The sequence below is a fragment of the Sphingopyxis sp. LARHCG72 genome (assembly GCF_052871675.1).
In genome coordinates, this window is the sequence record NZ_JBIXJU010000006.1 from 1 (window position 1) to 21,877 (window position 21,877).

Annotated in this window: 24 protein-coding genes; 14 read left to right on the forward strand and 10 right to left on the reverse strand. The window is 66.4% G+C overall.

What is annotated here, in order from left to right; genetic code table 11:
* Both ACIPPQ_RS14200 and leuC read left to right on the forward strand, forming a co-directional pair.
* Window positions 1-260 (forward strand): acyl-CoA dehydrogenase family protein (locus ACIPPQ_RS14200; protein ID WP_446544722.1); only part of this gene is annotated, 260 nt, incomplete at its 5' end.
* Window positions 261-268: 8 nt separating this feature from the next.
* On the forward strand, window positions 269-1,681 hold the full coding sequence (gene leuC, locus ACIPPQ_RS14205) for a 3-isopropylmalate dehydratase large subunit (protein WP_446544723.1): 1,413 nt from the start codon (window positions 269-271) through the stop codon (window positions 1,679-1,681).
* On the opposite strand, the gene leuD is transcribed toward leuC, so the two are convergent.
* Complete coding sequence (gene leuD / locus ACIPPQ_RS14210; RefSeq protein WP_446544724.1) at window positions 1,678-2,262, reverse strand: 3-isopropylmalate dehydratase small subunit; 585 nt, start codon at window positions 2,260-2,262, stop codon at window positions 1,678-1,680. The genes leuC and leuD overlap by 4 nt on opposite strands.
* Before the next feature lie 191 nt (window positions 2,263-2,453).
* On the opposite strand from leuD, the gene ACIPPQ_RS14215 reads away from it, so the two are divergent.
* Window positions 2,454-2,960: a MarR family winged helix-turn-helix transcriptional regulator gene (locus ACIPPQ_RS14215; RefSeq protein WP_037515957.1), complete on the forward strand. Its 507-nt coding sequence runs from the start codon at window positions 2,454-2,456 to the stop codon at window positions 2,958-2,960.
* 67 nt (window positions 2,961-3,027) lie between these two features.
* Window positions 3,028-3,603, forward strand: a complete 576-nt coding sequence (locus tag ACIPPQ_RS14220) for an NADPH-dependent FMN reductase (protein ID WP_446544725.1) — start codon at window positions 3,028-3,030, stop codon at window positions 3,601-3,603.
* A 6-nt stretch (window positions 3,604-3,609) separates the two neighbouring features.
* Here ACIPPQ_RS14220 and ACIPPQ_RS14225 read toward each other — a convergent pair whose 3' ends face one another.
* Window positions 3,610-4,062, reverse strand: coding sequence for a MarR family winged helix-turn-helix transcriptional regulator (locus ACIPPQ_RS14225; RefSeq protein ID WP_446544726.1), 453 nt, complete (start codon window positions 4,060-4,062; stop codon window positions 3,610-3,612).
* Window positions 4,063-4,208: 146 nt separating this feature from the next.
* Between ACIPPQ_RS14225 and ACIPPQ_RS14230 the strand changes: the two genes are divergently transcribed.
* The 6 genes from ACIPPQ_RS14230 to ACIPPQ_RS14255 are packed head-to-tail and all read left to right on the forward strand — an operon-like array spanning window position 4,209 to window position 10,881.
* Entirely contained in the window at window positions 4,209-5,843 is a 1,635-nt protein-coding gene (locus ACIPPQ_RS14230) for a long-chain-fatty-acid--CoA ligase (RefSeq protein WP_446544727.1), read from the forward strand.
* 23 nt (window positions 5,844-5,866) lie between these two features.
* Window positions 5,867-6,997: an alpha/beta hydrolase gene (locus tag ACIPPQ_RS14235; RefSeq protein WP_446544728.1), complete on the forward strand. Its 1,131-nt coding sequence runs from the start codon at window positions 5,867-5,869 to the stop codon at window positions 6,995-6,997.
* Window position 6,998: 1 nt separating this feature from the next.
* Window positions 6,999-7,976, forward strand: a complete 978-nt coding sequence (locus tag ACIPPQ_RS14240) for a phosphotransferase family protein (RefSeq protein ID WP_446544729.1) — start codon at window positions 6,999-7,001, stop codon at window positions 7,974-7,976.
* The gene (eno, locus tag ACIPPQ_RS14245) at window positions 7,973-9,271 is read left to right on the forward strand and encodes a phosphopyruvate hydratase (RefSeq protein WP_446544730.1); all 1,299 of its coding nucleotides are present in this window, start codon (window positions 7,973-7,975) and stop codon (window positions 9,269-9,271) included. The genes ACIPPQ_RS14240 and eno overlap by 4 nt, the downstream gene beginning before the upstream one ends.
* Window positions 9,268-10,188, forward strand: coding sequence for an NAD(P)-dependent oxidoreductase (locus tag ACIPPQ_RS14250; protein ID WP_446544731.1), 921 nt, complete (start codon window positions 9,268-9,270; stop codon window positions 10,186-10,188). The genes eno and ACIPPQ_RS14250 overlap by 4 nt, the downstream gene beginning before the upstream one ends.
* Window positions 10,189-10,881: an alpha/beta fold hydrolase gene (locus ACIPPQ_RS14255; RefSeq protein ID WP_446544732.1), complete on the forward strand. Its 693-nt coding sequence runs from the start codon at window positions 10,189-10,191 to the stop codon at window positions 10,879-10,881.
* 43 nt (window positions 10,882-10,924) lie between these two features.
* Here ACIPPQ_RS14255 and ACIPPQ_RS14260 read toward each other — a convergent pair whose 3' ends face one another.
* Window positions 10,925-12,013 (reverse strand): 5-methyltetrahydropteroyltriglutamate--homocysteine methyltransferase, encoded by a 1,089-nt coding sequence (locus ACIPPQ_RS14260; RefSeq protein WP_446544733.1) that lies wholly within the window; start codon window positions 12,011-12,013, stop codon window positions 10,925-10,927.
* Window positions 12,014-12,064: 51 nt separating this feature from the next.
* On the opposite strand from ACIPPQ_RS14260, the gene ACIPPQ_RS14265 reads away from it, so the two are divergent.
* Window positions 12,065-13,630, forward strand: coding sequence for a long-chain-fatty-acid--CoA ligase (locus ACIPPQ_RS14265; RefSeq protein WP_446544734.1), 1,566 nt, complete (start codon window positions 12,065-12,067; stop codon window positions 13,628-13,630).
* A 24-nt stretch (window positions 13,631-13,654) separates the two neighbouring features.
* On the opposite strand, the gene ACIPPQ_RS14270 is transcribed toward ACIPPQ_RS14265, so the two are convergent.
* Together ACIPPQ_RS14270 and ACIPPQ_RS14275 are read right to left on the reverse strand one after the other, a co-directional pair.
* Window positions 13,655-14,350, reverse strand: coding sequence for a class I SAM-dependent methyltransferase (locus ACIPPQ_RS14270; protein WP_446544735.1), 696 nt, complete (start codon window positions 14,348-14,350; stop codon window positions 13,655-13,657).
* Window positions 14,343-14,807: an Rrf2 family transcriptional regulator gene (locus tag ACIPPQ_RS14275; protein ID WP_446544736.1), complete on the reverse strand. Its 465-nt coding sequence runs from the start codon at window positions 14,805-14,807 to the stop codon at window positions 14,343-14,345. Before ACIPPQ_RS14275 ends, ACIPPQ_RS14270 begins: the two co-directional genes overlap by 8 nt.
* 254 nt (window positions 14,808-15,061) lie before the next feature.
* On the opposite strand from ACIPPQ_RS14275, the gene ACIPPQ_RS14280 reads away from it, so the two are divergent.
* Window positions 15,062-15,580 carry a GNAT family N-acetyltransferase gene (locus tag ACIPPQ_RS14280; RefSeq protein WP_446544737.1) on the forward strand — a complete coding sequence of 173 codons (519 nt, stop codon included), beginning with the start codon at window positions 15,062-15,064 and terminating at the stop codon, window positions 15,578-15,580.
* Here the strand turns inward: ACIPPQ_RS14280 and ACIPPQ_RS14285 are convergent.
* The 4 genes from ACIPPQ_RS14285 to ACIPPQ_RS14300 all read right to left on the reverse strand — a co-directional run bounded on the left by ACIPPQ_RS14285 (window position 15,559) and on the right by ACIPPQ_RS14300 (window position 18,453).
* Entirely contained in the window at window positions 15,559-16,335 is a 777-nt protein-coding gene (locus ACIPPQ_RS14285) for an esterase/lipase family protein (RefSeq protein WP_446544738.1), read from the reverse strand. The genes ACIPPQ_RS14280 and ACIPPQ_RS14285 overlap by 22 nt on opposite strands.
* A gap of 10 nt (window positions 16,336-16,345) precedes the next feature.
* Complete coding sequence (locus tag ACIPPQ_RS14290; protein WP_446544739.1) at window positions 16,346-17,521, reverse strand: PQQ-dependent sugar dehydrogenase; 1,176 nt, start codon at window positions 17,519-17,521, stop codon at window positions 16,346-16,348.
* A 69-nt stretch (window positions 17,522-17,590) separates the two neighbouring features.
* Window positions 17,591-18,223: a sigma-70 family RNA polymerase sigma factor gene (locus ACIPPQ_RS14295; protein ID WP_327454083.1), complete on the reverse strand. Its 633-nt coding sequence runs from the start codon at window positions 18,221-18,223 to the stop codon at window positions 17,591-17,593.
* Complete coding sequence (locus tag ACIPPQ_RS14300) at window positions 18,223-18,453, reverse strand: NepR family anti-sigma factor (protein ID WP_446544740.1); 231 nt, start codon at window positions 18,451-18,453, stop codon at window positions 18,223-18,225. Before ACIPPQ_RS14300 ends, ACIPPQ_RS14295 begins: the two co-directional genes overlap by 1 nt.
* A gap of 229 nt (window positions 18,454-18,682) precedes the next feature.
* On the opposite strand from ACIPPQ_RS14300, the gene ACIPPQ_RS14305 reads away from it, so the two are divergent.
* Window positions 18,683-19,300 (forward strand): sigma-70 family RNA polymerase sigma factor, encoded by a 618-nt coding sequence (locus tag ACIPPQ_RS14305; protein WP_446544741.1) that lies wholly within the window; start codon window positions 18,683-18,685, stop codon window positions 19,298-19,300.
* 59 nt (window positions 19,301-19,359) lie between these two features.
* The gene (locus ACIPPQ_RS14310; protein WP_446544742.1) at window positions 19,360-21,036 is read left to right on the forward strand and encodes a hypothetical protein; all 1,677 of its coding nucleotides are present in this window, start codon (window positions 19,360-19,362) and stop codon (window positions 21,034-21,036) included.
* A gap of 7 nt (window positions 21,037-21,043) precedes the next feature.
* Here the strand turns inward: ACIPPQ_RS14310 and ACIPPQ_RS14315 are convergent, their stop codons facing one another.
* Window positions 21,044-21,838, reverse strand: coding sequence for a response regulator (locus ACIPPQ_RS14315; protein ID WP_446544743.1), 795 nt, complete (start codon window positions 21,836-21,838; stop codon window positions 21,044-21,046).
* Window positions 21,839-21,877: the final 39 nt, after the last annotated feature.

The window sequence follows — 21,877 nt, forward strand, 5'->3', positions numbered from 1 at the left end:
AACAGGTCGAGCGCACCCTCTCCGACAAGGTCAGCATGTGCAACTACTGGGCCAACCGCCTCTGCTGCGAAGCCGCCGACCGCGCGATGCAGGTCCATGGCGGCATCGGATACTCGCGCCACAAACCGTTCGAGCATATCTATCGCCACCACCGCAGATACCGCATCACCGAAGGCGCCGAAGAAATCCAGATGCGCAAAGTCGCTGCCTTCCTCTTCGGGTTCATGGGGCCGCGAAAAGATACGATCGGGAAGCTTTGACCCGTTCGATGGCCCGGCCCCGCACACTTTACGATAAGATATGGGATATGCACGCCGTCGCCGAGGACGACGGCGAGACGCTGCTCTATATCGACCTGCACCTGCTCCACGAGGTGACCTCGCCGCAGGCGTTCGCGGGGCTTGCCGCTGCGGGACGCGCAGTGCGGCGCCCCCAGCGCGCGCTGGCACTGTCCGACCATAATGTGCCGACCGCGGGGCAGGCGGCAGGACCGGCGGGCGTCGCCGATGCCGAGGCGCGCGCGCAGCTTGAAGCGCTGGTCGACAACACGCGCGCCTTCGGGATCGAAAATTTCCCGATGGGCGACCCGCGCGGCGGGATCGTCCATGTCGTCGGCCCCGAACAGGGACGGTCGCAACCGGGAATGACGATCGTCTGCGGCGACAGCCATACCTCGACGCACGGCGCCTTCGGCGCGCTCGCTTTCGGGATCGGGACGTCGGAGGTCGAGCATGTGCTCGCGACGCAGACGATCCGCCAGCGCAAGTCGCGTAACATGCGTATCACCGTCGACGGGCGGCTTGCGCCGCACGTCCACGCAAAGGACCTTGCGCTCCACCTGCTCGGCATGGTCGGGGTCGACGGGGCGACGGGGCATGTCATCGAATATGCCGGCGAGGCGATCAGGGCGCTGTCGATGGAAGCGCGGATGACGCTGTGCAACCTCAGCATCGAAATGGGCGCGCGCGCGGGGCTCGTAGCCCCCGATGCGACGACCTTCGCCTATCTGGCGGGGCGGCCCGCAGCGCCTGTGAGCGCGGCATGGGATGCGGCGCTTGTCCGCTGGCACGCGCTGGCGAGCGACGATGGCGCAGCCTTCGATCGTGAGCTGCGCACCCATGCGGACGATATCCGGCCGATGGTCAGCTGGGGTACCAACCCGTCGCAGGTCGTCGCGATCGACGGATGCGTTCCCGACCCCGCGACGCTGGAAAATTCCGAGAAGCGCGACGCCGCCGCGCGCGCGCTCGCCTATATGGACCTGTCGCCGGGGACGCCGGTCGCCGGGCAGCGGCTCGACCGCGTGTTCATCGGCAGCTGCACCAACAGCCGGATCGAGGATTTGCGCGTCGTTGCCGCGGTCGTGCGCGGCCGCCGCGTCGCGCCCCATGTCCGCGCGATGGTCGTCCCGGGATCGGGGCTGGTCAAAAGACAGGCCGAGGCGGAGGGGATCGACGCGGTGCTGCGCGACGCCGGGTTCGACTGGCGCGAGCCGGGCTGTTCGATGTGCGTCGGGATGAACGCCGACCGGCTGCAACCCGGCGAGCGCTGCGCCGCGACGTCGAACCGCAATTTCGAGAACCGCCAGGGGCGGGGCGGGCGAACGCATCTGATGAGCCCGGCGCTCGCCGCGGCGAGTGCGATCGCGGGCTGTATCGCGGCGCCCGAAATGCTCGTTTAAAGCGCCGCTTCGAAGCGCGCGATTGCGTCGGCGTGGCGCAGCGTGCGCGCGATGTCGTCGTGTCCCTCCATCAATATGCGGCGGTCGTCGGGATCGATCTGGAAATCGATCGCTTCGCCCGATGCGAGCCGGATTTGCTCGGCTTCGAGGTCGACCTCGATCGGCGCGTATTGGGCGAGCGCGATTTCATCGCGAAGCCGCGCGCATAATTCGTCGGGAAGGCGGATCAGCAGCAGACCGTTCTTGCGCGCATTGCCCGCGAAGATATCGCCGAAGCTCGGTGCGATAATGCAGCGGATGCCGAAATCGGTGAGCGCCCACACCGCATGTTCGCGCGACGACCCGCAACCGAAATTGCGGTCGGCGATCAGGATTCGCGCCGCGCGGCATGCCGGCTGGTTGAGGATGAAGTCGCTTCGTTCGCTGCCGTCCCCGGCAAAGCGAAGCGCCTGGAACAGGTGCTGGCCCAGCCCCGAGCGGGTGAGCGCTTTCATATATTGCGCCGGAATGATCATGTCGGTGTCGACATTGGTCAGTGGCAGGGGCGCCGCGACCGCCTTCTCCCGAACGAATTTTTGCACAAGACCTCCTTTAACTTAGCATACTAAGTAATTGCCGGAGACGATCTTGTCCAACGTTATCGCGCGGTTGAGCGTGAGATGCTGCGCGAAACGGCGACGAAGGAGGTTGCCGCGCGAATCTTCGCGTCCTAAGGTTCGTTATCGCGCGGACCCGCGCCCGACGCCGGGAGCCGCCACAGGGGAGCAGGGTTTTGGCCAAGAAAACGCAGGATTACCGGCATCCAGCCGAATATTACACCGATCCCGAAAACAGCATCGGCTATCTGGCGCGCGTCGTCTTCCGCTCCTTTTCGCGGCTGCTCGAACGCCGCACGCTGACGCATGATGTGTCGGCGGGACAATGGCGTTTCCTACGCCAGCTGTGGCGCGAGGACGGCATCACCCAGCGCGAGCTGAGCGAACGCGTCGGGATGCGCGAACCGACGACGGTCGTCGCGCTGAAGGGCCTCGAAAAGGCGGGGCTGATCACGCGGAAGAAGACCGCCGACGACCGGCGCAAGACCTTCATCCACCTGACGCCGCACGCGAAGAAGCTCGAACTGATCCTCGCGCCGATGAACGCCGAGATCCACGAGATCGCGACCAAGGGGATGACCGACGAGGAAGTCGAGGTTCTGCAGGGGCTGATGCGCCGCGTGATCGACAATCTCGGCGACGAAACGCGCAAGCTGGCGGTACTGTCCGACATCAAGGCCTGACCGCTTGCAATTTGCCCTGCGTCCGGACAATAGGTTAGTATTCTAATTATATTGACCGGGAGGGAAAATGACCAGCATCGCCGTCGTCGTGGGCAGCACCCGCGAAGGATCGTTCAACCGCGCATTGGGCGAACTCGCCGCCGCGCGCCTCGAAGCGCAGGGTGCAAGCGTGACGCGGGTCGATCTCGCGGCGTTCGACCTGCCGCTCTATTCGGCCGCGCTGGAAGCGAATGATTTCCCGCCCGACGCGCAGAAGCTCAAGACGCTGTTCGCCGCACAGGACGGGCTGCTCTTCGTGTCGCCCGAATATAATGGCTCGCTGTCGCCGCTGCTGAAAAATGCGATCGACTGGGCGTCGCGGCCGACGGGCGACGAGAGCCTCGTTGCGCTGACCGCCTATCGCGGCAAGGCGGCGGCGATCATGTCGGCTTCGATCAGCCCGTTTGGCGGGCTGCGCGGGCTGATGCACCTCCGCCAGATCTTGTCGACGATCCAGATGCTCGTGATCCCCGAGCAGGTACTCGTGCCGAATGCGCATGCCGCCTTTGCCGAGGATGGCAGCCTGAAGGAGCCGCTGCCGGCATCGCTGGTCGACATGACCGCCGCGCGGCTGGTGGCGGTCGCGAAGGCGCTGTCCGCTTAGGCTGGTCTAGGCGCCGCGGCGCGCGGGGGCGGCGGCTTCGATATTGTCGCCCCAGTCGGCTTCGAGCGCGGCGAGCAAGTCGTCGAACTTGTCCTGCCCCAATTTGGCGGCGATCTGCGCGGTGAGCGCGTCCATCGAGCGCTGCGCATCCTTGCGCATTTGCGCGCCGAGGTCGGTCAGCGACACGACCATGTGACGGCGGTCGGCGGGGTCGACTTCGAGTTGGACGATACCCAGCCCGACCATCTGGTTGATCGTGCTGTGGATCGCCTGCCGCGACACGCCGAGGTTGCGTGCGATATCCGACGGGCGCACGATGCCGCTGACGATATTGGTCATCACCATCGATTGCGGGCGGTTGACGTCGGGCCAGCCATGATCGTGGAGACGCGCCTGCAGCCCTTCGTCGAGCCAGCAGAAACGCTGGAAAAGCGCGATGATAAGCTGGTTGGTGCGCATAGACGCGATGATATGCCCCTGTCGCCGGCGGGGTGCCGACGCGATCACGCTAGAAGAGCGGCGCGGGCGAAGCAAGGCAGAGCGGCGTTGCAAAGGCAAAATACTTAGTATACTATCTATTGTAACGGGAACGGAGAGAGGGCCGCATGGACGGGTTGATGCAGAATGTGCCGCTGACGGTCGACCGGATCCTCGACCATGCGGCGAACTGGCACGGCGCGCGCGAGATCGTGTCGCGCGATGCCGAAGGGCGCGTCACCCGTTCGACCTACGCCGACGTCCATGCCGATGCGAAGCGCGTGTCGAACGCGCTCGCCGCCGAGGGGATCAAGTCCGGCGACCGTGTCGCGACGATGGCGTGGAACGGCGCGCGGCATCTGGCCGCATGGTACGGTGCGGCGGGGATGGGGGCGGTGCTCCACACGCTCAACCCGCGGCTGTTCCTCGAACAGATCGCCTATATCGCGAACCATGCCGGCGACCGGCTGCTGATCGCCGACCCCGCGACCGCCGAGCTGGTCGACGAGTTGCTGCCGCAGGTGCCGTCGATCGAGAAGGTGATCTTTTTCTGCGACGCCGGGTCGATGCCGCAGACGAGCTTTGCGGCGACCGCTTTCGACGACTGGATCGCCGGGCAGCCCGCCGAATATGTCTGGGGCGGGTTCGACGAGAATGCGGCGTGCGGGCTTTGCTATACCAGCGGCACGACGGGCAATCCCAAGGGCGTGCTCTATTCGCACCGGTCGAACTATATCCATGCGCTGATGACGTTGCAGCGCGACGCGCTCGCGCTGTCGGCGCGCGACACGGTGCTGCTCGTCGTGCCGATGTACCATGCCAATGCGTGGGGCGTCGTCTATTCGGCGCCCGCGGTCGGCGCGAAACTCGTGCTGCCGGGCCAGCGGATGGACGGCGAATCGATCTATAATCTGATCGAGCAGGAGGGCGTGACCTATTCGGCCGCGGTGCCGACCGTGTGGCAGATGCTGCTCACCTATATGCAGGAGAATGGGAAGCGTTTCACGACGCTCGAGCGGGTAACGATCGGCGGGTCGGCGTGCCCCGAATCGATCATTCGCACCTTCCGCGACGATTATGGTGTCGACGTCATCCAGGGCTGGGGCATGACCGAAACCTCGCCGCTCGGCACCGTGTCGGTGCCCAATGCCTCGGTCGCGGCGAAATCCGAGCCCGAGCAGATGACGTACAAGCTCAAGCAGGGGCGCCTGCTCTGCGGACTCGATATGAAGCTGGTCGACGATGCGGGCAACCGGCTGCCGCACGACGGCAAGACGCCGGGGCGGCTGATGGTCAAGGGGCCGACGATCGCGGGCGCCTATTATGGCGGCGAGGGCGGTGACGTGCTCGACGCCGAAGGCTTTTTCGACACCGGCGACGTCAGCACGATCGACGCCGAAGGCTATATACAGATCACCGACCGCGCGAAGGATGTCGTGAAGTCGGGCGGCGAATGGATCAGCTCGATCGAGATCGAGAATATCGCGATGGGGCATGAGGCGGTCGCCAACGCCGCCGTTGTCGGGATCGCGCATCCGAAGTGGGACGAGCGGCCGATCCTGCTCTGCCAGTTGAAGCCCGGCGCCAGCGCCTCCGCCGACGATCTCAAATCCTTTCTCGACGGCAAGATCGCCAAATGGTGGATGCCCGACGACGTGCTGTTCGTCGCGGATATCCCGCTGGGGCCGACGGGCAAGATCGACAAGAAGGCGATCCGCGCGGGGCTGGAGGGCTATGAGCTGCCCTTCGAAGTCACCCGCTGACATAATCATAAACAGGAGAGACGATGATGGACCCGAACGGGATCGAAGGACTGGACGCGCAATTCGTAGGGCTGGCGTCGCCGACCGCGCCGCGTATTCAGGCGGGCGGGCATCCGTGCCAGGGCATCTATTGGACCGAGGCGGGCAAGCGGCCGAAGGTCGCGATCATCGCCACCCATTATAATGTCGATTTCAAGGAACATTATATCGCGCCCTATTTCGCGCGGCAGGGTTTCGGCTTCCTCGGCTGGAACACGCGCTATCGCGGGTTCGAGGACCAGTTCTTGCTGGAACATGCGATCCTCGACATCGGGGTGGGCATGAAATGGCTGAAGGAAGTGGCGGGCGTCGAGCAGATCGTCATCCTCGGCAACTCGGGCGGCGGCTCGCTGATGGGCGCCTATCAGGCCGAAGCGATCGCGCCGACCTTGACCGATCGCCTGCCCTCGGTCGGGCAGGACGCGCTGGCGCAACTGATCAAGGGCGACCTTTATATCAGCTTCAACGCGCATCAGGGGCGCCCCGAAGTGCTGACCGACTGGATGGACGCGTCGGTGATCGACGAAAATGACCCGACGCTGACCGACCCCGAACTCGATCCGTTCAATCCCGACAACGGCCCGCCCTATTCGGACGAATTCATCGCGAAATATCGCGCCGGACAGCGCGCGCGCAACCAGCGGATCACCGACTGGGCGAAGGCCGAGCTCGCGCGGCTCAACGCGGCGGGCATCCCCGACCGCATCTTCCCGATGTTCCGTTGCTGGGGCGATATCCGCTGCGTCGATCCGGCGATCGACCCGTCGGACCGCAAGCCCAACTGGTGCTATCGCGGCGATCCCGCCATCGCCAACCGCACGCCGAGCATCGGCCGCGCGAATACGATCAAGACCTGGCTCAACATGTGGAGCCTCGAAACCTCGCCGTGCCAGGGCCAGCCGCACCTCGCCAAGCACGACACGCCCGCGCTCGTCGTGCAGGGAACCGCCGACACCGGCGTTTTTCCGAGCGACGCGCGCAAGATTTTCGATTTCCTCGGCTCGACCGACAAAAGGATCGAATTGATCTCCGGCGCGCATTATTTCGAGGACTCGATCGAAGAACGTCAGACCGCCGCCGACCTCGTCGGCGCATGGATCCGGGAGAAGCTGTGACGTGACGGCACCCGCCGACATCGTCGAAGGACTGCGCGCCGCCGGGTTGGGGGGGGAGGGCGATATCGTCCTCGAACCGCTGACCGGCGGCGTGTCGTGCGACGTGTGGAAGGTCGAGACGCCCTCGGGGCCGATCGTCGTCAAGCGGCCGCTGCCGCAACTGCGCGTCGCCGCCGAATGGCTCGCCCCCGTCGAGCGCGGGACGAGCGAGGTGCGCTGGCTCAAACGCGCGCGCGGCGTCGATCCGCATATCGTGCCCGAGGTACTCGCCGAACTGCCCGGCCACGCCTTCGCGATGCGCTTTCTGCCCGGCTGTCCGGTGTGGAAGGACGAGCTGATGGCAGGCCGCGTCGATGCCGGTTTTGCCGCGCAGGTGGGGCAGGGGATTGCCGCCGTCCATGCCGCGACCGCGTTTAACGACGCCGACCGCGCAGACTTCCCCAATGACGACATGTTTCGCGCGCTCCGCGTCGATCCCTTCCTGCTTCATGTTGCACGGCAGGATAGCGAGTTGGCGCCCGCGCTGACGGCGCTTGCCGACGATCTGTCCTCGCGCAAGATCGCGCTCGTCCATGGCGACGTCAGTCCCAAGAATATCCTCGTCAGCGCCGACGGCCCGGTGTTCCTCGACGCCGAATGCGCCGTCTATGGCGACCCGGCCTTCGACCTCGCTTTCTGCACGACGCACCTGCTGCTCAAGGCGGTCTGGTCAGGCGATGTGCGATTTAATGAGGCGGCCGCCGTGCTGGTCTCCGCCTATCGCGCGGGTATCGATTGGGAGGATGCCGCCGATCTGCTGATCCGCGCGGGCAAGCTCACCGCGGCGCTGCTCCTCGCGCGCGTCGAGGGCAAGTCGCCTGCACCCTATCTCACCGACCCCGAACATAAGCGCGTCGTGCGCGATCAGGCGCGGACACTCATTCTCGCGCCGTCGCCGATCGACGCGCTCGTCGCCAACTGGAAAAGGACTTTTGCATGACCTCGCGTATCGCCTCCGTCACCGGCCGCCAGCTTTGGGATTCTCGCGGCCGGCCCACCGTCGAGGCCGAGGTCGTGCTCGAATCGGGCGCGGTCGGGCGCGCCATCGCGCCCGCGGGCGCCTCGCGCGGTGCGCATGAGGCAATCGACCTGCGCGATGGCGGCGAAGCGTTCGGCGGCTTCGGCGTCAATCGTGCGGTCGCCGGGATCGGCTCGGAGATTGCGCAGGCGATCGCCGGCATGGATGCGCGCGAGCAGGCGGCGGTCGACGCGGCGCTTTGCGACCTCGACGGCTCGCCGAACAAGGCGCGGCTCGGCGCGAACGCGGTTGTCGCGGTGTCGATGGCGGTGCTCCACGCTGCCGCGGCGGACGCGCGCGAACCGCTCTGGCGCTATCTCGCCGGGGATCGCAAGGTGCGCGTGCCGCTGCCCGAAATCCAGATTTTCGGCGGGGGGGCGCACGCGGGACGTCGCACCGACGTGCAGGATTTCATGGTGATGTGCCCGAAGGCGGGCAGCTTCCGCCGCGCGCTCGAAATCACCGACGATGTCTATCGCGCCGCGGGCAGGTTGATGGAAGCAAAGGGGCCGTTGTCGGGGGTCGCCGACGAGGGCGGCTGGTGGCCCAACTTCGCCTCGAACGAGGATGCGCTCGACACGCTGACCAAGGCGATCGAGGCGAGCGGGCACCGCGCGGGCGAGGATGTCTTCATCTCGCTCGACATCGCGGCCAACGAACTCGGCGATGCGTCGGGCTATAGCCTTGCGCTCGACGATGGACGTCTGACGAGTGAAGCGATGGCGGCGCGCATCGTCGAATGGGCGGGTCGCTATCCGATCCTGTCGATCGAGGATCCCGCGGGACAGGACGACTGGACGGCGATGGCCGCCGTCACCGCCGCGATCGGCGACCGCGTCCAGATCATCGGCGACGATGTTCTCGTCACCAATGCCGAGCGCGTCGCACGCGCCGGCGAGGCGGGCGTGTGCAACGCCGCGCTGATCAAGGTCAACCAAGTCGGCACCGTCACCGAGGCGAAGGCCGCGCTCGACGCTGCCGTGGCGCGCGGTTGGGGCGCGATCGTCTCGGCGCGCTCGGGCGAGAGCGAGGATGTCACGATCGCGCATCTCGCGACCGGCTGGGACGCCGGGCAATTGAAGGTCGGCAGCTTCACGCGGTCGGAGCGTATGGCGAAGTGGAACGAGATGCTGCGGATCGAGGAGGCGATGGGCGCGGATGCCGAGTTCGCGGGCTTTTCGGCCTTCGCCGGATCGATCGGCCGGGTCGCGGCATGATCGTCCTCCACGCCCGCCCCAGTCCCGGCTTCCGCGAAGCCGTCGATGCGATCTTCGGCCCCGGCGTTGTCGTGCACGTCGACGAGGCGGAGCCGCTCGATGCGGTCGCGCCCGACATCACCGCGCTGCTCCATGTGCTGACCCCCGTGACATCCGAACTCATCGCTTCCGCGCCGAAACTCAAGCTGATCCAGAAGCTCGGCGTCGGGGTGAACACGATCGCGCTCGACGCCGCACGCGACCACAAGGTCGCGGTGTGCAACATGCCCGGTACGAACAGCCAGGCGGTCGCCGAAATGGCGCTGTCGCTGATGATGGCGGTGCTGCGCCGGACCTGTTTCTTCGACGCGCGTACCCGCGCGGGCGAGGGGTGGACCGCCGATCCGTCCGAACTCGACAGTGTCGGGGAGATTGCGGGCCGGACGGTCGGGCTGGTGGGTTTCGGTCATTCGGCCGGGCTGCTCGCCCCGGTCCTCGCGGCGCTCGGCGCCAAGGTCGTCTATACCGCGCGCAGCGCGCGCGATGTTCCCTATGAATATTGGCCGCTCGACCGCCTGCTCGCCGAAAGCGACATCGTGTCGTTGCACATTCCGCTGACCAACGAGACGCGCGCGAATATCGACCCCTTCGCGATGAAGAAGGGCGCGGTGCTTGTGAACACCGCGCGCGGCGAACTGGTCGATCAGGCGAAGCTGGTCGACGCGCTGACCTCGGGTCACCTCCGCGGCGCAGGGCTCGACGTCTTTGCCGAAGAGCCGCTGCCGCGCGGCAATCCGCTGCTCGGCCTGCCGAACGCTGTGCTCGCGCCACATATCGCCTGGCTCACCCCCGAAACCCTCGTTCGCAGCCTGACGGTCGCGCACGAAAATTGCCGCCGCCTCGCTGCCGGCGAACCCCTTCTGCATCAGGTGGTCTGAATGTCGCTTCCCATTGTCCTGATTACCGGCCAGCTTTTGACCGACGCCGTCTGGCAACCCTTGCTCGATGCGTGGGGTGACCGCGAGGTGATCGTCGCCGACAACCGCAGCGACGACACGATCGCGGGTTTCGCGCAGCGCCTTCTCGACAACGCCCCGCCGAAGTTCGTGCTCGTCGGCCACGCGATGGGCGGCTTTATCGCGTTCGAGGTGATGCGCCGCGCGCCCGATCGCGTTGCGAAGCTCGCGCTGATTTCGACGCTCGCCTCCGCCGATGGCCCCGCGCAGACCGCGCGGCGGCAAGGCTATATCGATCTCGTCGAAAGCGGCAATTTCGACCAGGTCGTCGAGGAGCGTATCCCGATCCTCTTTCCCGAGGAAAAGCGCAGCGACGAGCGCCTGCTCGGCATCGCGCGGCAGATGGCGGCGGATACCGGCGCCGACACCTTCCTCGCGCAGCAGCGCGCGATCATGGCGCGCATCGACAGCCGCCCGCGGCTCGGCGAGATTGCGGTGCCGACCTTGCTGGTCTGGGGCGAGAAGGACGGCATCACCAGCCGTGCGCATCATGACGAGATTGCGGATGCGATTCCCGGGGCGCGGCTTGAAGTCATTGCGGGCGCGGGGCATCTGCCGACGGTCGAGGCGCCCGAACTGGTGGTGCCGTTGCTGACGGCATTCGTCGACGCCTGACCCTCCATGTTCCCCGGCTTTCGCCGGGGAACATTGTCGTCGATTACTTCAGCTCCGCCCGCACCAGCGCGGTGCCGTCGACCATCGCCTTGAGCTTCGCCTGGCTATGCTCGCGGCTGTGGTATTTCATCCCGCAATCGGGCGCGATCCACAGGCGTTCGGCGTCGACATAGCGCAGCGCCTCGCGGATACGCCCCGCGACCACTTCGGGTGTCTCGACTTCGGGGATCGACAGGTCGAGCACGCCGTACATGATCGTCTTTGTCGGCAGCTCGGCGAGGATTGCGGGATCGAGACCCGGCTGCGCCGCCTCGATCGAGATCACGTCGATCGCCGACGCTTCGAGTTCGGCGAGGAAGTCGTACGCCTTGGGTTTCGGCCCCGTCGCGCCCGCGCCATGGTGCACCATCGCATAGCCGAAGCAGATGTGGAGCGCGGTCGTCCCGCCGACGCCGTCGAGCGCACGGTTGATCGCCTCGATCGCATAGCTGTTCGCTTCGGCGGCGCGCGCCTGCAAATAGGGCTCGTCGAGCTGGACCACGTCGACCCCCGCCGCGAACAAATCCTTCACCTCGGCGTTCACCGCGTCGGCATAATCCATCGCGAGCGATCGCAGGTCGGGGTAATAGCCATTCTCGGCCTGCTGCGTCATCGTGAAGGGGCCGGGCAGGGTGAGCTTCACCGGCCGCGTCGAATGACGGCGGAGGAAGGCGGCATCCTGCGCCTCGATCGGCGCGACGCGGCGGATCGGACCCGACACGAGCGGCACGGGGTTGGCGTTGCCGGTGCGGTCGATCGCGGTTCCGTGCTTCTCGGTATCGATCCCCGACAATGCGGTGGCGAGCCGGTTCGAATAGCTTTCGCGGCGCATTTCGCCGTCGCCGACGATATCGATGCCCAGCTCTTCCTGATCGCGGATCGCCATCAGGGTCGCCGCTTCCTGCGCGTCGGCGAGCCAGGGTTCGGGGACACGCCACAGCGTTTCGGCACGCACGCGCGGGGGCAGGCTGGCCTTCAGTCGCTCGCGGTCGATCAGCCAATCGGGCTGGGGGTAGCTTCCGACGATCGTCGTGGGCAATATGGGGTGGTCGAACAAGGCCATTCCTCTCGAATTTTTGGGCTGGCCAAACATTTGCTTAGTATTCTATCTAATTCAAGTCGAAACGACGGACGGGAGAGCAAAATGATCGATCTGGACGCCATCCGGACGCTGGCGGATATTCCGGCGGCGCAGGCGCGCGCGCGGGGACAGGCGACCGCGGTGAAGTTCGGGACGCGCGAGACGAGTTTTGCCGAGCTCGATGCGCGGTCGAATCGCGTCGCGCACGCGCTGGTCGCGGCGGGCGTCGCGCCTGGCGACCGCATCTCGGCGCTGACCAAGAACCACGACAGCTGGTATCCGCTCTTCTTCGGCACCGCGCGGGCACGCGCCTGTTTCGCGCCCATCAACTGCCGCCTCGCGCCCGCCGAGATCGGCTTCATCCTCGGCGATGCCGCACCGAAATTGCTGTTCGTCGGCGAGGACTTCTTCGATTGCGCGCTTACGGCGATTGCGGATCTGGCCGCGCCACCGCGCCTGATCGCGCTGTACGGCGAACATCCGGCGTTCGAGGCGTTCGATGCCTGGCTCGGCACCGCGTCCGAAGCGCCGCTTGCCGATGCGCCGCAACTCACCGACGACGTGCTCCAGCTCTACACCAGCGGGACGACCGGACTGCCGAAGGGCGTCGTGCTCACCAACGCCAATTACCGCACCTTCCTCGAGGCCGCGACCGAGGTCGACGGCTTCGCCTATGGCGAGGACGAGACGGTGATGATCGTCATGCCGCTGTTCCACGTCGCGGGCACGAACGTCAGCTTTTCGGGGCTGGCGCAGGGCGGGCGGCTCGTGCTCGTCAAGGATTTCACCGCCGCCGACGCGGTGCGCATGATGCGCGAGGAGAATGTCGCGCACGCCTTCCTCGCGCCCGCGATGATCCAGATGATGCTGCTCCAGCCCGCCGCGGACGAGGGGGCCTATCCGCACCTCAAATCGATCGCCTATGGCGCCTCGCCGATCGCCGAGGATGTGCTGCGCCGCGCGCGCGCCACCTTCGGCTGCGATTTCGTGCAATTCTACGGCATGACCGAATCCGCCGGCGGCGGTTCCTACCTGTCGCCGAGCGCGCACGACCTGCCGGGCAAGCTCACATCGTGCGGCAAGCCCTGGCCCGGCGCCGCGATGGCGATCCTCGGCGGCGATGGGCGCGAGCTGGGCGAAGGCGAGATCGGCGAGATCGCGATCCGCGGCGGCATCGTCATGAAAGGGTACTGGAACCGCGCTGCGGCGACCGAAGAGACGCTCGCGGGCGACTGGCTCCACACCGGCGACGTCGGTTATCGCGACGCCGACGGATTCTATTATGTCCACGACCGCATCAAGGACATGATCGTTTCGGGCGGCGAGAATGTCTATCCGGCCGAGGTCGAGGGCGCGATCATGGGCTGCCCCGGGGTCGCCGACGTCGCGGTGATCGGCGTGCCCGACGACAAATGGGGCGAAAGCGTCAAGGCGCTGATCGTGCCTGCCGCGGGCGCGACGCTCGACCCCGCCGATGTCGTCGCGTGGGCGCGGACACGGATCGCGGCGTACAAGATTCCGAAGAGCGTCGAATTCATCGACGCGCTGCCGCGCAATCCGTCGGGCAAGGTACTCCGCCGCGAACTCCGCGCGCCCTATTGGGAAGGGCGCGACCGCGCGGTGGGATAGAGGTTTCGTTCCGGAAGGTGACGATCAGGCATAGCCGACCCACCCGCGCCAGGTGAAGGCAGCGTAGAATTGCTCGACGCCAGAGAAGCCTGCGGCGCGCAGCACCTCTTCGTCGGCTTCGGGGCTCAGCATCGCCACGTGCGTCGCGACGGCTTCGCGGCCCTTGGCTACCTGTTCGGGATCGCCGCCTGAAGCGATAGCATAGGATGCGTAGCGATCGAGCCAGCGATCGCGTTCGTCCGGGCCTTGCGGGAAGCTGCCGTGCGCAGCGACGAATGGTGCGCCGGGTTTCAGCCGTTTGCGGATTTCCGCAGCGGTGCGGATACGCTCCTCGATGTCAAGAAAATGGAGCGTGAGAAGGCAGGTCGCGCCATCGAAGGGGCCGGCGGGAGCGTCGTCGATATAGCCTTCGATCAGCTCGGCGCGGCGGGCGTTCGGACCCATCACATCGGCGGCCAGATCGAGCATCGGCCCCGCGGGGTCGACCCCGGTGAAGCGCCAGCCGGCATGCGCCTCTGCCATTGCCTTCATCTCGCTGCCGCCGCCCGCGCCGAGGACGAGGATATGTGCGTCGGCGGGCACGCGTTCGGCGAGCAGCAGCCCCGTCATGCGGTGGAGTCCGTCGAGGCCGGGGACGAAGCGGCGCGGGCCTTCGGTATAGCGCGCGACAGCCTCTGGATCCTTGAAGCTGTCGAGAAAATGCTGGGCGCCTTCAGCCATGGATATGCTCCTGTGCGGTGGGGGAGGTCGATCGCGCGATCATGCGCGCGTGGAAATCGGCGGCGAGCGCGGCGAGCGTCACCTCGCCGAAGCGTGCGAGCAGCAGCGCCTCGGCCTCGCGAAAGCCGGTGTCGAGCGCGGCGTTGACCGCCTGTTCGACGAGGCAACCGGGCGCCTCGGTGCGGTTGCCCATTGCCATCAGGCCGGGGCGCCCGATCGCATCATAGACGTCGCGCATCGTGATGTCGGCAAGGTCCTTTGCGATCGTCCAGCCGCCGCCATGGCCCTTTTCGCTGTGGACAAACCCCGCATCGCGGAGGCCCCCGAGGATACGGCGGATCACGACGGGATGTGTCTGCATCGCCTTCGCGAGCTGCTCGGATGTCATCGGTTCGCCCTGTTCGGCCATATGGAGAAGGACGTGGAGTACGCCCGAGAGTCGGCTGTCGCGTTTCATGTAACTTTACATAGTGCGTGATACGCGATCGTCAAGACGCGGGATTGACCACGGGCGGCGGAGGCGTTAGCCACGCCGGCGATGACCAACGACCGATCCACCCGATTCAAGGCGTATTGGCGCTCCTTTACATAGGAGCGGCATGGCATCACCTGTGACCATCGCCGCCGTGACCGGAAGGCGAATGGTTGTCATTACATCATCTGACCACTGACCCCCCGGCCGCGGCGCGCGCTTTTTGAAGAAGACGCGACATGACCGATACTTTGCTTGCCCTGTCGACCGACCATTGCCGCATCACGCCGCTCTTTGCCGATGATGCGCGCGCCCTGTCCGCGATCACCGACGAGACGGTGACCTCGCGGGTCCATTTCCTTCCCGCGCCCTTCACCGAAGCCGACGCGCGCGCGCTGATCGCGGGATCGGGCGGCGGCGACGTCTTTCATGCGGTACGCGACGAAAGCGGCCTCGACCTCAACGGCGTGATCGGCGTCCATCGCCGCACGGGCGACGAATATGAGATCGGTTACTGGTTTGCGGCGCGCGTCCGGGGCAAGGGCATCGCGAGCGAAGCCGTGCGCGCGGTGGTCGTTGCGCTCGCATCGTCGCGCCCCGGCTGCTCGATCGTCGCCGAATGCCACCCGGAGAATGAGCCGTCGCGCGCGCTGTTGCGCCGTATCGGTTTCGTTTCGACGGGGCGCGCGGGGAAAAGGCCGGGCCGGATGCTCATGAGCTGGCGCGCGTCGCCGGCCTATCGCATCGACGTGTGCTGATCGGCCGCCGCGTCGCTCGCGACTTCCTCGGTTAGCACCTTGACGATCGCGGCGACCGAGGTGGGGGCGTAGGCGAAACCCATATGGCCGCAGTCGACCTCGACCTGCCGGTCGCTTTCGTGCGGCAGCCCGCGCGCGCTGCTCACCGCGACGACGCCGTCGTGCTTCGACCAGAGCGCGAAGGTCGGCATTTCGGGACGCGGCGCGGGATGGAAGTCGATCGGCGGATTGTCGACAGGGTGGCGTGCGACGAGGTGATAGAGGCGCCACGCGCGGTTGGCCCGGCGGCTGCCCGAAAAAGGCGAGCCGAGCGTCACTACGCGCGCGACCTTGCCCGGATGATGCTTGGCATATTCGCGGGCATAAATGCCGCCGAGCGACCACCCCACCAGCGCGGGGGCATAGCCGGTGCGGTCGATGATCCACTGCACACGCACATCGATGCGGTCGATGATGTCGGCGGTCGCGCCCCGGTTGAAGCCGAGACCCCAGGCATAGCAGCGAAAGCCCGCGCGGCGGAGGTCGGCGCGCAGACCCTTGGTCGCCCAGTCGCCCGACAGGAAGCCGGGCAAGACCATGACGGGCGGATGCGCGCTGTCGGGATTGGGTTCGGGCGGCATCGGACGAATGCGGCCCGACATCGCGCGCGCCAGCGACCCGATCTCGCGCCACAGCAGCTTGAGCGGCGGCAGGGCGTCGGGATCGGGAATGCGCGCGGGCCATTCGGCGCGGCGGGTGAGGAAACCGCGGAGCATGCGGCGGGCTTTACTTCTTCGGGACGAGCTTCACCAGCTTGCCGTTCTCGCCGTCGGTGAGCAGCCAGACCGAACCGTCGTCGCGGACCTCGACCTCGCGGATGCGCTGGCCGAAATCCCAGCGGTCGGACTTGTGGAGCGTGTCGCCGTCGATCGCCATGCGGATCAGACCTTCGCCCGAAAGCGCGCCCATCAACAGGCTGTTCTTCCAGCCGGGATACAGGTCGGCGCCATAGAAGGCGAGACCGCCGGGCGAGACCGACGGGTTCCACCACAGCTTCGGCGCCGCGAATTCGGGGCGCGTCGGGTGGTCGGGAATATCCTTGCCGTCATAATGGTCGCCGTTCGACACGATCGGATAGCCGTAATTGGCCTTCGCCTCGACAAGGTTGACCTCGTCGCCACCCTTCGGCCCCATTTCCTGGTTCCAGAGCTTGCCGGCGCCGTCGAAGGCGAGGCCGAGGATGTTGCGGTGGCCGCGCGACCAGATTTGCGCGGTCACCCCGCTCCGATTGGCGAAGGGATTATCGGCGGGGACGCTGCCGTCGGGGTTGAGGCGCAGGACCTTGCCCAGATTGGCCTTCATATCCTGCGCGGGATCGAATTTCTGGCGTTCGCCCGAGCCGATGAACAGATATTTGCCGTCGGGCGAAAAGGCGAGGCGGTGCGAATAATGGCCTTGGCCCGTTACCTTGGGATCCTGCTTCCAGATGATCTGGAGCCCTTCGAGCGCGGGCGCGGCGCCCTGCTTGAGCTTTGCTTTGCCGACGACCGCGCCATAGGTCTTGCCGGGGCCGGCCTCGGCCCAGCTCAGGTAGATGGTGCCGCTGGTCGCGAAATCGGGCGCGACGATGACGTCGCCGAACCCGCCCTGGCCGCCATAGGCGACCGCCGGGACGCCCGCGACGTCGAGCGTCGGACCGCTTTCCTGCCAGAGTTTGAGCTTGCCCGATCGCTCGGTGATCAGCGCCGCGCGCGTGCCGGGGACAAAGGTCATCGCCCAGGGCTCGTTGAAGCTCGCGATCTCCTGCACCGTGAAGGGCGCATCGGCGAGCGGCGTCGCGGGTTGCGCGCCCGAGGCGTCGAGCTTTGCTGTATCGGCCGGGGCTGCTTCGGTCGCAGCGGGCGCCGAGCAGGCCGCGACGGCGAGCACGGCGATCAGGGCGAGGGGCGGCAGGTTTTGCATCGGAAAGGGCTCGCTTTGCTGGGGAGGGATGCCCTGTTTTGCCCCCGCTACGCACCAAAGTCGAGGGGCTTAACGGCTCGCCGCCTCGCGCCGCGCGGTGATCGTCTCGACGCTGTCCATGATCGCATCGACCGCTTCGCTCGACGGCGGCGCGTCGGCGCGCTTCTGCGAAAACTGGCCGCTGTTCATGATCTCCTCGAGCGCCGCGCGCGCGCGCGAGACGCGGCTTTTCATCGTGCCGAGCGCGCAGTCGCAGATACTCGCCGCCTCTTCGTACGAGAGTCCCCCGGCGCCGACGAGGATCAGCGCCTCGCGCTGGTCCTGCGGCAATTCCATCAATCCGCGCTGGAGGTCGGCCATCTCGCCGCTGTCTTCCTGGCTCGCCGGGGTCGACATGGTGCGTTCGACCGCGGTTTCGTCATATTCGCCGACGAACTTGTTGCGGCGCATCTGCGACAGGAAGGTGTTGCGCAGGATGACGAACGTCCACGCCTTGATCGATGTTCCGCGCTCGAACCGTTCGCGCGATGCCCACGCCTTGACCATCGTGTCCTGCGTCAGGTCGTCGGCGAGGTCGGGATTGCCCGACAGGCTGCGGCCATAGGCGCGCAGATGGGGAATGACGCCGGCCAGCAGCGTCTTGAATTCGCTGTCCGACAGGGTGTCGGCCTGCGGCTGCGACGCAGCGGTGGTTTCGGTCATTATTGCTTCGAACTTTTCTGATCGAGCTGGGAAAGAAGGTCGAGCATATTGTCGGGCAGCTGTTCGGCGACGATGTTGCCGTAAATCATGCGCAGTTTCGCACTCACCGGCTCCGGCGCCTGCCGGCCGGTCAGCGTGCGGTGCCACTGGTCGCCATTCGTGCCGGGGAAACTCCCCTGCTTCCGATGCGGGGCATCGGTGATCGGGTGCGGGGTGCCCTTGCCGTTCATCCTATTGTTGCCTTGCGTAGCCATGTCGGAGCAACGACGAAAACGGCCGCGGGTTCCCAGCCTACTGGTTTTTTCGACGAGCCGTGTTGCCGCAAAAGCACAACGCCGCGGTGGGTCGGGGCCGGTTGCTGCCTTTTTGGGTGCGCTTTCGGTTCCCATAATGGATTCAACCCGCTAAGCCTGTCCTCCGTTCAGCGGCGTTTCAGGGCGCCCAACCGATCAGGACTGTGTGACTAGCGACGAAACGCCCCAACCGCTCGACGATGCCCGCTTCAAGCAGGAATTGGCGGCGATGCTGCCACACCTGCGCGCATTTGGCCGCAGCCTGACGGGCAACGCCGATCTTGCCGACGACCTGGTGCAGGAAACGATGCTGAAGGCGTGGAAGGCGCGCGCGCAATATGTGCCGGGCCCCGCCAGCATGAAAAGCTGGGCTTTCGTCATCCTGCGCAACTGTTTCCTGTCGCAGATGCGGCGCAAGAAATTCACCGCCGAATATGACGAGATGGCGGCCGAGCGGCTGCTCGTCGCGCCCGACGACCAGGACGACAGCCTGCACCTTGCCGATGTGCAGCGCGCGCTGATGATGCTCCCCGTCGACCAGCGCGAGGCGCTGGTGCTGATCGGTGCCGGGCAATTATCCTATGAGGAAGGCGCGGCGATCTGCGGTTGCGCGGTCGGCACGATGAAAAGTCGCGTGTCGCGCGGCCGCGCGGCGCTGCAGGCGATATTGGACAGCGGCGAAATGCCGCGGCGCAGCACCGATGCGATGCCGTCGAGCGAGGCCTTTCGCACGATCATGGACAATGTCGACCAGCTTACCGGTGGGGCGCCGCCACCCGATTGAAACGCTCGGGGCTTCGGACAGGCAATCGCTTCGCCGGTCGGCATGATAGGGATGATCTTATGCGTGGTGGCCCCGCCCCGATGCGTCTTTTCCCGCGATCGCTGATCGCCTTTGCGCTCGCGCTGTCCCCGGTGGCCGCGCACGCCGAAGCCGGGCAGGCCGGCGCCGCGAGTCCGGAGCAGGCCCAGACCGGCAAGGAGCAGATCGTCGTCGAAGCGCGGCGCGAAGGGCGCAGCGACTGGAAACGTGCCGAAAGCGAGCACGTCCTGATGTTCAGCGATGGCGGCGAGGCCGAACTGAGGCGCGCGGCGACCGACGTCGAACGGCTTCACCAGCTGATGGTGCGCCTTTACGGCCCGGATGTGCAGGCGGGCGAAACCGCTAAGCTCCGGATCATATTGATCGATTCGGTGCCCGCCTATCGCGCCATGGCGCTTCGCAGCCTGCGGGCCGAAGAAGGCCCCTATGTGCCGCCCTTTGCCGGACAGCGCTATTATGACCCGCGGAGCGACGGCGCGGTGCTCATCCTGCCGCGCGCCGACCAGGTCATCGACCTCGACACATCGAAGGCCCGCGACGCCTTTTGCGACGAAATGGGCCCCGACCTGTTGCTGGCCGAGAAGACGTGCGCCGAGGTGGCGAACCGGCCGGCGCCGGCCGCGCGGCCGTGGGAGGCGGTGTTGTTTTCGGCCTATGCCCAGCATTTCGTCCTGAATTACCTCCCGGCCGGTTATCCGCGCTGGTATCTCGACGGGGTCGGGGCGCTGTTCTCGACGGTCAAGATGCGGCGCAACGGGGCGCTCGACTATGCAAAAGTCTCGCTCGCGAACCGGCAGATCTTCCGGTCCTACGGACGGCTGAACGCCTCCGAAGTGCTGACCGGCCGCTATCTGGAGGCGCCGTCGGCGCAGATGGAATGGACGCCCTTTCACGCGGCGCTGCTCGTCCATTATTTCGTCTATTCCGACCTGAAGCCCGAACGGCGCGCGCAGTTCCAGCGCTATATGACTGCGGTGCATCAGGGCGTGCCGATGGCCGAAGCCGCCGGGGTCTTCGGCGACATGCGCAAATTGCGGCGCGAGATATCGAGCTATGCCAACCGCGACGAGCTGACTTATGCGCGCACCGAACCGGGCGCGGCGCCGATACAGGAGCCGTCGATCACAACCCTCTCGCTGGCCAGCGCGGCGATGCTCGAGGCGAGCGTTGGGCTGCCTTCGCGCGGTGCGGCCGGCGTGCCGGGTCACGATAGCGAGGCGGGGCTGCTTTTTGCGGAGCGCGAATGCCGGGGCCAGCGCTATCAGGCGTGCCTCGCGGCGGCGGATAGCGTTCTCGAACAGGCGCCCGACGATGCGCGGGCGCTCGGCTGGAAGGGGGTGGCGTTGACCGAAGCGGCGCTCGCGGGCGAGGCGGCGGCGCGGCCTGATGGACTGCGCCGGGCGCGCGAGGCGCTCGAACGCGCGATCACGCGCGACGGCGATGCTCCCTTGCCGCTGATCGCCTATTTCGAAAGCTACACCAAGGCAGGCGAACGCGTGCCGGAGGAGGCGATGGCCGCGATGGCGAAAGCCATCCGTCTTGTCCCCGCAGCCCCCGCTTCCCGGCTTGCGCTCGGGACCGAGCTGGTCCGGCAGGGCCAGCCCGATCTCGCGCGCAGGCTGCTGTATCCGGTGTTGTTCGGTCCTTATGAGTCGCCCGAACGGAAAGCGGCCGAGGTGATGCTTTCCGCGCCCTGATTGTCGCTTATGCCGCGAGCTGCGGCGTGAACAACAGGCTTTGGCTGATCGCCGCGCGCACGGTGTTTTCGCGGAACGGCTTCGAAATCAGGAACGTCGGTTCGACGCGCCCGCCCGTGAGCAATTTTTCGGGGAAGGCGGTGATGAAGATCGCCGGCACCGGCGCGATCGCCAAAATGTCCTGCACCGCATCGATCCCCGAGGAGCCGTCGGCGAGCTGGATGTCGGCGAGGACGAGTCCGGCGTCGGTATCCTCGAAGGCCGCGACCGCATCCTCGTGCGTCGTCGCAATCCCGGCAACGCGGTGGCCGAGGTCGCGCACGATCTGCTCGAGTTCCATGGCGATCAGCGGTTCGTCCTCGATGATCAGCACCGAGGTGCGCGATTCGCGATCGAGCTCGCCAACCGCATCGGCCAGCAATGTCTCGACCGTCGGGCCGTCGGTGCCGGTGATCAGGCCGGCCTCTTCGACCGAAAATCCTTCGAGCGCGGTGAGCAACAGGATTTGCCGGCCCAGCGGCGTGATCTGGGCAAGGCGCTGGTTCGCGGCGCGCACGAGCGGGTGTTCGCCGTCGTCGCTGCCTTCGCCATCGTCGATATAGGCGCTTTCCCAGATGCGGTGGAAATTACGGTAGAGGTCGATGCGGGTGCTGTTGCCGTTGTGGAACTCGTCGGGCGCCGCGACGATCACTTCGAGGGTCGTGTGGACGAAATTGTCGCCATGTTGCTGGCTGCCCGTCAAGGCGCGCGCGTAGCGGCGCAGATAGGGGAGATGTCCGCGAATTTCCTCACCCAATGTCATGTATGATCCTTCCCTCTTGAACCAGTCATACGCGTCCCC